This is a genomic window from Sorangium sp. So ce176 (genome assembly GCF_051519835.1).
GTDB lineage: Bacteria > Myxococcota_A > Polyangia > Polyangiales > Polyangiaceae > Sorangium > Sorangium cellulosum_G.
This window is the reverse complement of sequence record NZ_CP150371.1, coordinates 5,685,525-5,698,757: the sequence shown is the minus strand read 5'-3', so window position 1 is coordinate 5,698,757 and position 13,233 is coordinate 5,685,525. Positions and strand designations below refer to the sequence as shown.

Genomic DNA, 13,233 nt, shown 5'->3' with positions numbered 1-13,233 from the left:
CGGCTCGGGGATCATCGTGTCGCCGGGAGAACCGGCGGAGCATGGAGAGAGAATCGAGGATCGCGATCTACGGCGCCATCGGCGCCAACGTGGCGATCGCGGCGATCAAGTTCATCGCCGCCGCCGTGACCGGGAGCTCGGCGATGCTCTCCGAGGGCGTGCACTCCATGGTCGACACAGCAGATGGGCTCCTGCTCCTGCTCGGCAAGCACCGGAGCTCCCGCCCGCCCGACGCCGATCATCCGTTCGGCCACGGCAAGGAGCTCTACTTCTGGACGCTGATCGTCGCCATCATGATCTTCGCCGCGGGCGGCGGCGTCTCGATCTACGAGGGGATCCTGCACCTCTTGCACCCGCGCCCGATCGAGAATCCGACGTGGAACTACGCTGTCCTCGGCGCAGCGGCCGTCTTCGAGGGAACGTCGCTCGCCATCTCGGTCCACGCGTTCAAGAAGAAAGCCGGACAGGGCTACCTCGCGGCGATGCGGTCCAGCAAGGACCCGACGACGTTCACGATCGTCCTGGAGGACTCCGCGGCGCTCGCCGGGCTCGCCATCGCCTTTCTCGGCGTCTGGCTCGGGCACCGCCTGGGAAGCCCCTACCTCGACGGCGCGGCGTCGATCGGTATCGGCCTCGTGCTCGCGGCTGTCGCGGTCTTCCTCGCCAGCCAGAGCCACGGGCTGCTCGTGGGGGAGAGCGCGGACAGGGAGCTCGTCGCCGCGGTCCGCGCGCTCGCCGAGGCGGATCCTGGCGCGTCGACGGTGGGGCGACCGATGACGATGCACTTCGGTCCGCACGATGTCCTGGTCGTGCTGCGCATCGAGTTCGACCCCGCGCTCACCGCCTCCGGCGTTGCGGAGGCGATCGAGCGTATGGAGGCGCGGATACGGAGCGAGCGACCCGATGTGAAGCACATCTACGTCGAGGCCAGGTCGATCCGCCAGCGCGCGGGGGCGTGACGCGTCCGTGGAGAGGCCGCTCGGGCCTCCGCCATCCCTCGCGGCGCCCGGGCTCAGGTGGGCCTCGCCTCGTCCTCGCAGCAGGGGCGCCTGGCGGGCAAACCGTGCAGAGGTCGTCCTTCGACGCGAGGTACACAGGTTGCAAGTTGCAGGCTGCCATGCCCTGTCTCGAGGTCCGGCAGCGCAGGAGCCGGGGCGATCCGGGCGCACGAGGGCGCGGCGGGCGCAGTCTTGGAGGGACGACGTCATGAGAGAGGCCAGGGCGCATGGGCGATGCTCGGTGGGCGAGATGACGGCTGGCGTCGCGGTCTCCCCGGCGCCGGCGCGCTCCGCGCTGCGCTCCAGCACGGGCGCTCGCCCGCTCTCACCCGGCGCCGGCTCATCGCCGCCGTGTCCCTCGCCGGCGGCGCCAGCATGGCTGTCGTCTCGCTGTTCCAGCTCGGGCTCATCCGACACCTGCCCGATCCTCCGCTTCCAGGGTTCGATTCGGACAAGGTGACGAGCTCCGATATCGCGTTCGGGCTCACGATGCCCGACGCGCCGCTCGCGCTCACAAGCTTCGCGTCCAACCTCGCGCTGGCTGGCTGGGGAGGCGCCGAGCGCGCCAGGAAGACCCCCTGGATCCCCGCCGCCGTGGCGGTCAAAGCGGCCGTCGAGGCGGCCGTGTCCGGATGGCTCCTCGTCCAGATGCGAAGGCGGGAGAGAACCTGGTGCGCGTACTGCCTCGTCGCCATGGCGGCCAACATGGCCGTGTTCGCGCTCTCGCTCCCGGAAGGGTGGACAGCGCTGGGGAAGGCGTCCCCGGATCGACGGTCGTGAGCGCCCAGCGCGAGATGATCCGCCACACAGCGAGGACCAGATGCAAGGATGGAGCGCGCGGCGCTCCGTGAGAAGCGGGAGACGCGGGTCATCGCTCCCTCGCCCCGCGCCCGGACGAGCGGAGCGAGCCACTTCTCGGCGGCCGAGCGGGCGTTAAGCTTCCCAGATGAAGCTCGGAGCACGGCTCACCACGCACGCATTCTCGGCCGGCGCCGCCGGCATCAGCTTCATCGTCCAGCCGCTCCCGGGCTCGGACCAGCTGTTCGTCATCCCCATCCAGTACCTGCTCGCGGCGTCGCTCGCGAAGGAGCGAGGCTCGTCCCTCTCGAAGGAGGCGTGGTCCTCGATCCACCAGATCATCTGGGGCGGCGGCGCCCTTCGCCTCATGCTCGGCTTGACGCTGGGGCTGATCCCGCTGGCCGGCGCGGTCACGAACGCGACAACGGCGTTCGTCACGACCGAATATCTGGGGCACTACGTGGATAGAGCCCTCGACAACCCGGAGGACAAGCCGCCTCCTGCCCTGTCGATCCAGGATATCCTGGACGCCATCACCTCGCTCTTCACCGCGCGAGCGCGGTAGGCAAGCGGTCCCTGGGTCGAGCTCACCCCGCGGCTCTTGGTGTTGAAGGACGAGCTCCTCGGGAGCGACGCGGCGTCACCACCAGATCCGCCTGTGTTTGCGGCGGGAGCGTATCGCCACCGCCGCAAACGCCGCCATGGCCCCGACGGCGACCACGGCGGCCGCCGCGATGCCGGCGCGCCGGGCCGTTTGCTCTGCCTCGCCCTTGATGCCGCCCCACCCCGCCTTGGCCGCAACCAGGTCGCGCGCGAGCCGCTCCTCGCTGCGCTCGATCTGTTCAGCAGGCCGCGCGGGCGCCGCGGAACCTGCGCCGGCGCTGACGTGACCTCGCTCGCTGAGGGGACGGGCGACCCTCTCCGTATCGAACCGGATTGCGCTGGATGGGTCCATGTATCCCGCGCTGCAATCACTGTTCCTCGCCGCTCCGGGGCCCCCGCGCCGACGAGGTGGCTCATCGCATCGCGCTGGTGGTCGCCGGCTCGATCGTGGCGCGTTCATCGACCGACGGGCTCGTCGCGCGGTGGTCCCGGCGTGACGCGCCTGCCGCCGCGCGATCGCGATACGCCCGAGCAGCCCGCGCGTGGCGCCCGAGCCTTCCGGGCCCAGATGGACCTCGTGTTGCATGCTCGAACCGACGAGCTGTGCAGTCCTCGCAGATCGGATCCCCGCCTATGCGAACCTTCGGAAAATCGACGTTGATCGCAATCCTCGGCTTCTCGCTCCCGACCGACGCCGCGGCGAGGGCGGCGGCGCCTTCCGGCGCGGCGCCAGGGTCCTCGTCCTCGGGGAGCTGGTCCCACGGCTCCAAGGACTTCTTCGGCGCCGCGTACGAGAGCTACGACGCGGACCTGACGTATTCGGCGCGCTCCGACACGGCCCCGATCAGCAGGGTGTGGTTCACCGGGGCGAGCGGCATCCTGACCGAGGTCTACTGGCCGACGAACGACACCCCGCAGACGCGGGATAGCCAGCTCCTGGTCACGGGCGGCCGCGGAGGCCTCTTCGAGGAGCGGCGAGACGCGCGGCGGAGCGCCTCGTGGATCGAGGAAGGCGTGCCGGCCTTCCGGGTGATCACGGAAGATCCGGGCGGCAGGTTCAGGATCGAGAAGACGATCTTCGCCGATCCCGATCGCGATGTGGTCCTGCAGCGGCTGAAGATCACCCGGAACGTCCGAGGGCTCAGGTTCTTCGTGCTTCACAACCCCGGCGTGGGGAACACGCCGCTCGGCGACAGCGCCATGGCCAGCACCGGAGATGCGCCGGGGGCCGGGCTGTTCGCCTGGCAAGGCCCCTTTGCCCAGGCTTTCGTGGCCTCCGTCGCCCTGCGCGACGCCACGGCCGGCTTCTCCGGGACGGCGAGCGATGGCTATCGGGACCTGCAGAAGCACCGCACGCTGACCACGCATTACCGCGAGGCGAGGGACGGGGATGTCGCGCTCACCGGGGAGCTCGACCTCCCGCTCGCGCCCGGGACCGACGAGCTCACGCTGGCGCTCGGGTTCGGAAGCGACATCGGCGAGGCCTACAGCGCCGCCCAGGCGTCGCTCCGCGAGGACCCCGGCGCCCTCCTCGACAGGTATTGCGCCCAGTGGCGCGCCTATCAGGCATCCCTCCGCCCGCTCGGGAGCGCCACGCCCGAGCTCGCGCGCCTTTACCGCAGCTCCGTGGCGGTCATGAAGTCCCTGGAGGACAGGACGCACGCAGGGGCCTTCATCGCGTCGCCCTCCGTGCCCTGGGGCGACGTCAAGGTCGACAGGGCGAGCGCGATCTCGCCGCGGGCGTCGGACAGGATCACGGGCGGCTACCACCTCGTGTGGCCGCGCGATCTCGTCCAGATAGCGCTCGCGCTGCTCGCCGCCGGCGATACGCGCTCACCCCGGGCGGCGGTGCGCTTCATGAAAAGCGTCCAGCTCTCCGCTTCCGACGGAACATGGGATTTCGGCTCGATCCATGTCTCGAAGGAAGGCTCGTTTTACCAGAACACATGGTCCGACGGTGAGCCGTACTGGAGAGGCCTGGAGCTCGATCAGGTCGCGCAGCCGATCGACCTCTGTTACCACGTGCACAAGCATCAGCCCGGCGCGCCCGAGGCGTGCTGGGAGCTCGTGCGCCGCACAGCCGACTTCCTCGTGGCGTTCGGCCCCTGGACCCCGCTCGACCGATGGGAGGAGGTCTCGGGCATCTCGCCGTCGACAGTGGCCTTCCTCTGCGCCGCGCTCGTCCACGCGGCGGAGATCGCGGGCACGACGGGGGACCGCGATCGCCAGGCCCGGTACAGGGAGACAGCCGAGCGCTGGGCCAGGCAGGTCGACGACTGGACGTTCACGACCCGGGGGAGCGTCGGCAACGGGCGGTACTACGAGCGCGTCGACGGGGCCGGTGGCCCGGACGCCCCGAGGGACCCGAACGACGATCGAGGCTACGTCGTGCAAGGACGCTTCTGGCGGGAGCGCGACGTCGTCGACTGCGGCTTCCTCCGGCTCGCCGTGCTCGGCGTGCGCCCGGCGCTCGCGGCGAACATGGCCGATTCGGTGGCGGCGTGCGACGCCGCGCTGCGGGTCGAGGTCCCGGGGCTCGGCCCGGGGTTCCACCGCTATGTCGGCGACATGTATGGCTTCGATCCGCGCACGGGGGAGCGGACACGAGGCATGCTATGGCCGACGCTGACGGGCGAGAGGGCCGAGTACGAGCTCGCGAGGGCGCTCGAGGAGTCCGGCTCGCCCGAGGCGGCGCGGAAGAGGATGCGGCCGTACCTCGACGCGATGGCGCGCTTCGCGACCGCGTCCCGGATGCTGCCGGAGCAGGTCTTCGATCGTGGGCCCCGCGCCGGCCAGCCGACAGGCGCGGCGGCGCCCCTCGGGTGGGCCCACGCCGAGTTCGTCACGGCCCTGCGCGAGCACGACGACGCGAGGCTCTTCCGCCTGCCGATCCGCGGCGCCGGAGGTGGCTAGCGCCGCTCCGGTCCGGACCGTGTCCGGTTGCCGGAGGGCAGCTCGGCCGCCTCCTCCGCCGGCTACCCGGGCGCTCACGGGCGCGGCGCCAGATCGCCGCCGACCGCCTCCGCCCGCCGCGCCTGCTTCCGGTTGCGGACGGTGATCCAGAGCCCGGCGGCGTTGTTGACAACCAGCGCGGCGTTCAGGGCGGTGAACACCCAGTTGTTCACGAGCAGGCTGTAGATGAAGTTCCCCGCCGTCCCGGCGATCGCGGCGACGAAGAAGATCAGGGTGTACTTCTCCGATTCGCCCTCGTCGCCCTTCCACTGCCGGTACGTCTGCGATCCGAAGGTCACGAGGAGCAGCAGCGAGCTGATCCAGCCCACGACGTGCTTCATCGGCGGTTCCCGTCGTCGGTCCCCTGGCGAGCCCTGAGCGGCGACGCCGGCGCCCCGTCGCGCGCCGCGCCGGCGCCCGCCGCCGCGTGCCCGCGCGCCCGCGCGATTCGCCCGAGCAACCCCACCGCCGCGAGCGCCACGGCGGCCACGCCCGCCGCCGGGAGCCACCGCCCGCGCCGCGCGCGCCGCCGCTCGGCCGCGAGCCGCCGGCCGGCCGCCCAGAGGAGCGCCGCGCCGGCCGGCGCCGCCGCGAGCGCCGCCGCCTTCGCGGCCGGCAGCACGTAGACCTCCTCGGGGCCGGGCATGTACGCCCGCTCGGGGTAGTCGCCCGCCGGCCCCTCGGGGCCGTGCAGCGTCGCCATGCGCACCACCTGGGCCACGTGCAGCGCCTGCCGGTCGGTCGTCTGCTGGATCTGCTCGCGGCAGCTGAAGCCGTCGGTCACGATCAGCGCGTCCTTCGGCGCCGACCGGACCGCGGGCAGGAGCACGCGCTCGCCGCACCGGATCGAGACGTCGTACTTGTCGCCCTCCTCGAAGCCGAACGCGCCCGCCATCCCGCAGCAGCCCGAGTCGAGCAGCTCGACGTCGAGGCCCATGCCGCGGAGCACGTCGCGCTCGCCGTCCATGCCCAGGATCGCCTTGTGGTGGCAGTGCCCGTGCACAACGGCGCGCCTGTCGAGCCTCGGCAGCTCGATGCCGCGCGCGCCGGCCGGAGGCCGGCGGGGATCGCCGTCCAGCGCCCCCTTCAGGAAATCGCTGAACATGTGCGTCTGCCGCTCGAGCTTCGACGCCACCGGGTCGTCGGGGAAGAGCCCGCGCAGCTCGTCGCGGAAGACCGAGACGCAGCTCGGCTCCAGGCCGACCACCGGCACGCCGCGCTCGATCGGGTCGCGCAGCGCGCTCATCACCTCGCGCAGGAGGCGCCGGGCCGTCTTCAGGAAGCCGAAGTCGTAGAGCGGCCGGCCGCAGCAGAGCTGCTGCTCGGGGACGATCACCTCGTAGCCCGCCCACTCGAGCACCTCGGTCGCGGCGATGGCCGTGTCCGGGAAGAAGTGGTCGTTGAAGGTGTCCGGCCAGAGCAGCACCTGCGGGGCGCCGGCATTGCGCCGCGGCCGGCCGTGGAACCACTGCCGGAACGACCGCCGCGCGAACGGCGGGATGCTCCGCTCGGGCGCGATGCCGGCGATCTTCTTCGCCACGGCCGCGAGCAGGGGCGTCTGCGTGACGAGGTTCGCGAGCCCCGGCACGCGCTGGCCGACGCGCGCCCACCAGTGGACGAGCCCCATCGTGTAGGCGGCGCGCGGCCTGAGGCGCCCCGCGTAGTAGTGCGACAGGAACTCCGCCTTGTACGTGGCCATGTCGACGTGGACCGGGCACTCGTCCTTGCACCCCTTGCAGGCGAGGCACAGGTCGAGCGACTCGCGCACCTCGTGGTCGCGGAAGCCGCGGAGCTCGCTCCCCTCCAGCATCTCGAAGAGCAGGCGCGCCCGGCCGCGCGTGGTGTGCTCCTCCTCGTGCGTGACCCTGTAGCTCGGGCACATCGTGCCGCCGTCGTGGCGCCGGCACCTGCCGACGCCCACGCAGCGCAGGGCCGCGCGCGTGAAGTCGCCGTCGTCGTCCGGGAAGCGGAAGTGCGTCTCCACGGCGGCGGAGCGGAAGCCGGCGCCGAGCCGGAGGTTCTCGTCGACGCGGTACGGGTCGACGACCTTGCCGGGGTTCATGCAGAACGAAGGATCCCACGCGGCCTTGAAGCGGCGGAACGCCTCGATGAGCTCCTCGCCGTACATCTTCGGCAGGTACTGCGCGCGCGCCTGGCCGTCGCCGTGCTCGCCGGAGAACGAGCCGCCGTAGCGGACGACGAGGTCGGTCGCCTCGTCGAGGAAGCGCTTCCAGTTGCGGATGCCCGCGGCCGTCACCACGTCGAAGTCCACGCGGCAGTGCACGCAAGCCTGCCCGAAGTGGCCATAGAGCGCGGGCTTGTAGCCGTGGCGATCGAAGAGCGCGCGCAGGTCGCGGAGGTAGCCGCCCAGGTTGTCCGGGTGCACGGCCGAGTCCTCCCAGCCGGGCCACGTGTCGGGCTCCCCCGGGACGCGCGTGGTCGCGCCGAGCCCGGATCTGCGCACGTCCCAGAGCGCGCGCTCCTGGTCGGGGTCGTCGTACAGCTTCATCGTCGGCGGGTTCGGCCCGCGCGCGAGGGCGCTCATGGCGGCGCGCGCCCGCGCGTCGGACTCGTCCAGGGTGTCGCCCCCGAACTCGACGAGCAGGAAGCCGCGGCCCTCCGGGAGGTAGCTCAGGTAGCGCTCGTGCAGCCCCTTCTTGCGCATGTCCTCGATGAGCCGGTCGTCGATCCCCTCGAGCGCGATCGGCCCGGCGCGCATCACCTCGGGGACGTGATCGCCCGCGGAGAACACGTCCGGGTAGCCGAGCACGACGAGCGACCGGAACCTGGGCCAGTCGACGAGGCGCAGGGTGGCCTCGAGCACCGTCACGCACGTGCCCTCGGTGCCGACAAGGGCGCGCGCCACGTGGAAGCCGTTCTCCGGCAAGAGCTCGTCGAGGTTGTAGCCGGACACGCGGCGCGGGATGCGCGGATAGCGGGCGCGGATGAGGTCCGCGTACCGGTCGCGGATGGCTCGCAGCTCGGCGTAGATGCCGCCGCGCCGGCCGCCCTCGCGGACGATGGCCTCGAGCTCGTCCTCGCTCGTCGGCCCCACGCGCAGCCGCAGGCCGTCGTAGGTCAGCACCTCGAGCTCGTGCACGTTGTCGGCGGTGCGGCCGCCGAGCACCGAGTGCACGCCGCACGAGTTGTTGCCGATCATCCCGCCGAGCGTGCAGTACTCGTGCGTCGAGGGATCCGGCGCGAACGTCAGGTCGAGCTCGTTCGCCGCGTCGCGCAGGGTGTCGAGCACCGTGCCCGGCAGCACGCGCGCGCGCTTGCTCGCGCGATCGAGCGCGAGGACGCCGCGCATGTACTTCGAGAAGTCGAGGACGACCGCGACGTTGCACGTCTGCCCGGCGAGGCTCGTGCCGCCCCCGCGCGCGAGGATGGGCGCGCCGTGGCGGCGGCACGCGGCGACGGCGGCGATCACGTCGTCCTTGTGGCGCGGCACGACGACGCCGATGGGGAGCTGCCGGTAGTTCGACCCGTCGGTGGCGTAGAGCGCGCGGTCGCCCGCGGTGAAGCGGACCTCGCCCTCGACCGCGCGCGAGAGCTCGGCGGCGAGCGCCTCCACCTCGGGCCCTGCCGCGGGCGCGAGCCGCACGCGCCGCTCGCCGGGCAGGCGGATCACGCCGCGATCGAGCTCGCGCTGGACGGGCTCGGAGAGCCTGTCCTCCGCCGCCGCTCTCTGCCTTTCCTCCTCCATGTGCTGCATGATTCCCCCTCACACCGCGAAGCGCTCGGCGTCGGCGCGCCGGAGCGAGAGCCCCATCCCCGGGCGCTCGAGGTCCGGGGCGAGCGCCCCGGCCGCGGGCGCGACGGCGCCATCGAAGAGCATCCGCTCGATGCGGACGTGGTCGTGGAAGAACTCGAGGTGCGCGAGCCGCTGCACCGCGCACGCCGGGTGAAGGTGCAGCGACGGGGCGCAGTGGCACGACAGGTCGAGCGAGCGCGCCTCGCACAGCGCCGCGGCGGCGAGGAAGCCTGTGACGCCGCAGCGGCTCGCGTCCGCCTGCAGGACGTCGACGGCGCCTGCGTCGAGCATGCGGCGGAAGTAGACGAGATCGTAGCCGTACTCGCCCGCCGCCACGTCCATGCCGGCGGGCGCCCGGTCGCGCAGCAGCCGCAGGCCGTCGAGGTCGTCCGAGGTCACGGGCTCCTCGAACCAGCGCACGCCCTCGCCGGCGAAGCGCTCCGCGAGGGCGAGCGCCTGCTTGCGCGTGTAGGCCCCGTTGGCGTCGACGAACAGCGCGGCGTCCGGGCCGACGGCGCGGCGCGCCGCGCGGACGCGCGCGAGGTCCGCCGCGGGGTCGCGCCCCACCTTCATCTTCACGCGCGGGATGCCCTCGGCGACCCAGCCGCCGAGCTGCTCCGCGAGCTCGGCCTCGGTGTACGAGGTGAACCCGCCGCTGCCGTAGATGGGCACGCTGTCGCGCGCCATCCCGAGCAGCACAGCGAGCGGCACGCCGAGCAGCCGGGCCTTCAGGTCCCACAGCGCGGCGTCGACCGCGGCGATCGCCATCTGCGCGACGCCGGGCCGGCCGAGGTTGCGGATGCTGCGCACCATCGCGGCCCACGCGCCGGGGACCGCCAGCGCGTCGCGCCCGCGCACGACGCCGGCGAGCTTGTCGGCCACGAGCCGCGCCGCCGCTACGTCGGCGTACGTGTAGCCGAGCCCCCGCTCGCCCCCGGCGGACGCGTGCACGACGACCAGCGTCGTTTCGCGCCACTCGAGCGTGCCGTCCGACTCCGGCCTGTCGGTCGGGATGATGTACGCGGCCACCTCGATCCGCTCGATCGGGACCGCCGCGCGCTGCATCGGATCGGCCATGATCACCCCCGGTGCGGGATCCAGCTCTCGATCATGTCGCGGTACGCCTGGCGGATGATCCCGCGCGCGCCCGGGTCGCCCCGCAGCAGCGCCGTCGTGAGCATCCTGGCCTGCTTCACCGTGATGTGGGGCGGCAGCGGCGGGACCTCCGGGTCGGTGACCGCCTCCACCACGACCGGCCGGTCGACCCGGAAGGCCTCGTCCCAGGTGCGCGCGACCTGGTCCGGGCGGTCGATCCGCACGCCCGAGAGCCCGAGCGCCTCGGCGTAGGCCGCGTACGGGAAGTCCGGCAGCGTCTGGGACGCCTCGAGCTTGGGATCGCCGCTCATCGCGCGCAGCTCCCAGGTGACCTGGTTGAGATCGCGGTTGTTGAGCACGAGCACGACGAGGCGCGGGTCCTTCCACTCGCGCCAGTACTTGGCGACGGTGATCAGCACGTTGATGCCGTTCATCTGCATCGCGCCGTCGCCGATCAGCGCGACGACAGGGCGGTCGGGGAAGGCGAACTTGGCCGCGACCGCGTACGGCATCCCGGGGCCCATGGTCGCCAGCGTCCCCGAGAGCGATGCCATCATGCCCTCGCGGATCTTGATGTCGCGCGCGAACCAGTTCGCCGACGAGCCGGAGTCGGCGGTCAGGATGCAGCGGTCGGGCAGCCGCGGCGACAGCTCCCAGTAGACCCGCTGCGGGTTGAGCGGGTCGGCGTCGTTCATCGCCCGCGCCTCGAGCACCTTCCACCAGTCGGCCACGTTCTCCTCGAGCCTGCGCCGCCACGAGCGGTCGGTCTTGAGCTTGAGGTAAGGGAGGAGCGCCCGCAGCGTCTCGGCGCTGTCGCCGATCAGGTTGACCTCCATCGGGTAGCGCAGGCCGAGCATCCGGCCGTCGATGTCGATCTGGACGCCGCGCGCCTGGCCCTCTTCCGGCAGGAACTCCGGGTAGGGGAAGTTCGAGCCGACCATGAAGAGGGTGTCGCAGCTCGCCATCATGTCCCAGCTCGGCTTGGTGCCGAGCAGGCCGATCGCGCCGGTGACCCAGGGCAGGGCGTCGGGGAGCACCGCCTTGCCGAGCAGCGCCTTGGCCACGCCGCACCCGAGGATCTCGGCGGCGCGCGCGACCTCCGGCGCGGCGCCGAGGGCACCCTGGCCGATCAGCATCGCCACCCGCTTGCCGGCGTTGAGCACGTCGGCCGCGCGCCTCAGATCCTCCTCCTTCGGCACCACGCGCGGCGAGCAGTAGCCGAGGCCGGTGTGCACGGTGCCGTGCTTGTGCGGGGGCTCCTCGACGGCGTCCATCTCCTGGACGTCCTTCGGGACGATGACGCACGTGACCGTGCGCTCCGCCCGCGCGATGCGCATCGCGCGGTCGATGAGGTGCCGGATCTGCGCGGGACAGGACGCCATCTGCACGTACTCGTGCGCGACGTCCTTGAAGAGCGTGACGAGATCGACCTCCTGCTGGTAGTGCCCGCCGAGCGCGGCGCGGTCCTGCTGGCCGACGATGGCCACGACCGGCTGGTGGTCCATCTTGGCGTCATAGAGCCCGTTCAGCAGGTGGATCGCGCCGGGCCCCGAGGTCGCCAGGCAGACGCCGACCTCGCCGGTGAACTTCGCGTGGGCGCACGCCATGAACGCGCCCATCTCCTCGTGCCGCACCTGGATGAACCGGAGGTCCGGAACGCGGAGGAACGCGGCCACGATGCCGTTGATGCCGTCGCCCGGATACGCGTAGACGCGCCGGACACCCCACGCGACGAGGCGCCTCAGCAGGAACTCGCCGACGGTCTGGGCCATGAGTCTTCCCCCCCGGGAGCTCGGAACGTGAGCTCGACGCTGCGAGGCGTGCGACATCCGTGCCGCCTCGCCGCGCCGCGCGCTGCGTGCCGCGGTTGCGCGTGCGAGCGGCCGCTGCGCGCGCGGGCGCAGGCGATGCATTCCGGGGCGCGCCGGGCGCGCGCTCGCGCCGGCAGGGGGAGCGCGATCTTCGCCGGTCGGCGGCGGCCCCTCACGCGAGGAGGCGCCGCCAGGGGGTGCTGCGCCGGGCCGCTGCGCTGCGCGCGGCGGCCCCGACGAGGGCCGCCGCGCACAGCGCCACGGCGCCGAGCGACAAGCGATGGATGTCGAACCAGAGCTCCAGGCTCGACGACTTGGCGCGCCGGTCGAACGGGCCGTGCGCGCCGAAGTCCCCCGGCACGGGCGCCCACAGGTTGTCGACGCGATCCGGATCCACGGGCTCATCGGTCATCTGCCGCGTGTACCCGACCTTCGCGAGCCAGTGATCGAGCAGCCCCGGGATCACGCGGTTCCCCCAGATCGCCTCGACGGTCGGGAAGCCGACCTTGATGTCGCGGCGGTCGTTGTGCGCGGCCCAGTGGAGCGCGTCGGCCGCCACCTCGGGCTGGAAGATCGGCGGGACCGGCTGTGGCTTGTAGGGGAGGCGCGACTTCGACCAGAGGAACTGCGGCGTGTTCATCCCCGGCAGGTGCACCATGCTCACGCGCACGCGGCTCCCGTCGTGGATCAGCTCGCTGCGCAGCGATTCGGTGAAGCCCGCGATGGCGTGCTTGGACGCGCAGTAGGCCGACTGCAGCGGGATGCTCCTGAAGGCGAGCGCGGAGCTCGCCTGCACGATGACCCCGCGGTCGCGGGGGAGCATCCGCGCGAGCGCCGCGAGCGTTCCGTGCACATACCCGAGGAAGTTGACCTTGAGGACGCGCTCGTACTCTTCGGGCCGCGTCTCCTTCACGGGCGAGAAGACCGATGTCATCGCGACGTTGATCCAGGCGTCGATCGGGCCGAAGCGCTGCTCGACCTCCGCGGCCGCGGCCTCGACCTGCGCGAAATCGGCGACGTCTGTCGGCAGGACGAGCGCGCTCGCCCCGGCGTCCTCCGCCTCGCGCCGCGCCTCCTCGAGCCCGTCGCGCCCGCGCGCGACCAGCCCGATGCGCGCGCCTTCGCGCGCGAACCGCCTCACCGTCGCGCGCCCCACGCCCGCCGACGCCCCCGTGATCACCACGACCTCCGGCCGCCTGGAATCGCCCATGCCCGTCGCGCC

The 13,233-nt window shown here is 72.4% G+C and carries 10 protein-coding genes; 4 read left to right on the top strand and 6 right to left on the bottom strand.

Annotated elements, in window-relative coordinates:
- Nucleotides 1-41 precede the first annotated feature (41 nt).
- The 3 genes from WMF42_RS21270 (at nt 42) to WMF42_RS21260 (ending at nt 2,361) form a co-directional block, all read left to right on the top strand.
- Nucleotides 42-959: a cation diffusion facilitator family transporter gene (locus tag WMF42_RS21270; RefSeq protein WP_061612353.1), complete on the top strand. Its 918-nt coding sequence runs from the start codon at nt 42-44 to the stop codon at nt 957-959.
- A 273-nt stretch (nt 960-1,232) separates the two neighbouring features.
- The gene (locus WMF42_RS21265) at nt 1,233-1,778 is read left to right on the top strand and encodes a vitamin K epoxide reductase family protein (RefSeq protein WP_081426998.1); all 546 of its coding nucleotides are present in this window, start codon (nt 1,233-1,235) and stop codon (nt 1,776-1,778) included.
- 166 nt (nt 1,779-1,944) lie between these two features.
- Nucleotides 1,945-2,361: a hypothetical protein gene (locus WMF42_RS21260; protein WP_063815972.1), complete on the top strand. Its 417-nt coding sequence runs from the start codon at nt 1,945-1,947 to the stop codon at nt 2,359-2,361.
- 75 nt (nt 2,362-2,436) lie between these two features.
- Here the strand turns inward: WMF42_RS21260 and WMF42_RS21255 are convergent, their stop codons facing one another.
- Nucleotides 2,437-2,751: a hypothetical protein gene (locus WMF42_RS21255; protein WP_437693896.1), complete on the bottom strand. Its 315-nt coding sequence runs from the start codon at nt 2,749-2,751 to the stop codon at nt 2,437-2,439.
- 305 nt (nt 2,752-3,056) lie between these two features.
- On the opposite strand from WMF42_RS21255, the gene WMF42_RS21250 reads away from it, so the two are divergent.
- On the top strand, nt 3,057-5,312 hold the full coding sequence (locus WMF42_RS21250; protein ID WP_437693894.1) for a glycoside hydrolase family 15 protein: 2,256 nt from the start codon (nt 3,057-3,059) through the stop codon (nt 5,310-5,312).
- Between the two features lie 74 nt (nt 5,313-5,386).
- Here WMF42_RS21250 and WMF42_RS21245 read toward each other — a convergent pair whose 3' ends face one another.
- The 5 genes from WMF42_RS21245 to WMF42_RS21225 all read right to left on the bottom strand — a co-directional run bounded on the left by WMF42_RS21245 (nt 5,387) and on the right by WMF42_RS21225 (nt 13,221).
- Nucleotides 5,387-5,692, bottom strand: a complete 306-nt coding sequence (locus tag WMF42_RS21245) for a hypothetical protein (protein ID WP_437693892.1) — start codon at nt 5,690-5,692, stop codon at nt 5,387-5,389.
- Nucleotides 5,689-9,066: an FAD-binding and (Fe-S)-binding domain-containing protein gene (locus WMF42_RS21240; protein WP_437693890.1), complete on the bottom strand. Its 3,378-nt coding sequence runs from the start codon at nt 9,064-9,066 to the stop codon at nt 5,689-5,691. Before WMF42_RS21240 ends, WMF42_RS21245 begins: the two co-directional genes overlap by 4 nt.
- A gap of 9 nt (nt 9,067-9,075) precedes the next feature.
- Nucleotides 9,076-10,182, bottom strand: coding sequence for an enolase C-terminal domain-like protein (locus WMF42_RS21235; RefSeq protein WP_155799058.1), 1,107 nt, complete (start codon nt 10,180-10,182; stop codon nt 9,076-9,078).
- Nucleotides 10,183-10,184: 2 nt separating this feature from the next.
- On the bottom strand, nt 10,185-11,972 hold the full coding sequence (locus WMF42_RS21230; RefSeq protein WP_437693888.1) for a thiamine pyrophosphate-requiring protein: 1,788 nt from the start codon (nt 11,970-11,972) through the stop codon (nt 10,185-10,187).
- A gap of 211 nt (nt 11,973-12,183) precedes the next feature.
- Complete coding sequence (locus WMF42_RS21225; protein WP_061612893.1) at nt 12,184-13,221, bottom strand: SDR family oxidoreductase; 1,038 nt, start codon at nt 13,219-13,221, stop codon at nt 12,184-12,186.
- Between the last annotated feature and the right edge of the window lie 12 nt (nt 13,222-13,233).

Coding starts and splice junctions, on each gene's coding strand:
- WMF42_RS21270 (WP_061612353.1), top strand. CDS start 42: ATGGAGAGAGAATCGAGGATCGCGATCTACGGCGCCATCGGCGCCAAC.
- WMF42_RS21265 (WP_081426998.1), top strand. CDS start 1,233: ATGCTCGGTGGGCGAGATGACGGCTGGCGTCGCGGTCTCCCCGGCGCC.
- WMF42_RS21260 (WP_063815972.1), top strand. CDS start 1,945: ATGAAGCTCGGAGCACGGCTCACCACGCACGCATTCTCGGCCGGCGCC.
- WMF42_RS21255 (WP_437693896.1), bottom strand. CDS start 2,751: ATGGACCCATCCAGCGCAATCCGGTTCGATACGGAGAGGGTCGCCCGT.
- WMF42_RS21245 (WP_437693892.1), bottom strand. CDS start 5,692: ATGAAGCACGTCGTGGGCTGGATCAGCTCGCTGCTGCTCCTCGTGACC.
- WMF42_RS21240 (WP_437693890.1), bottom strand. CDS start 9,066: ATGCAGCACATGGAGGAGGAAAGGCAGAGAGCGGCGGCGGAGGACAGG.
- WMF42_RS21235 (WP_155799058.1), bottom strand. CDS start 10,182: ATGGCCGATCCGATGCAGCGCGCGGCGGTCCCGATCGAGCGGATCGAG.
- WMF42_RS21230 (WP_437693888.1), bottom strand. CDS start 11,972: ATGGCCCAGACCGTCGGCGAGTTCCTGCTGAGGCGCCTCGTCGCGTGG.
- WMF42_RS21225 (WP_061612893.1), bottom strand. CDS start 13,221: ATGGGCGATTCCAGGCGGCCGGAGGTCGTGGTGATCACGGGGGCGTCG.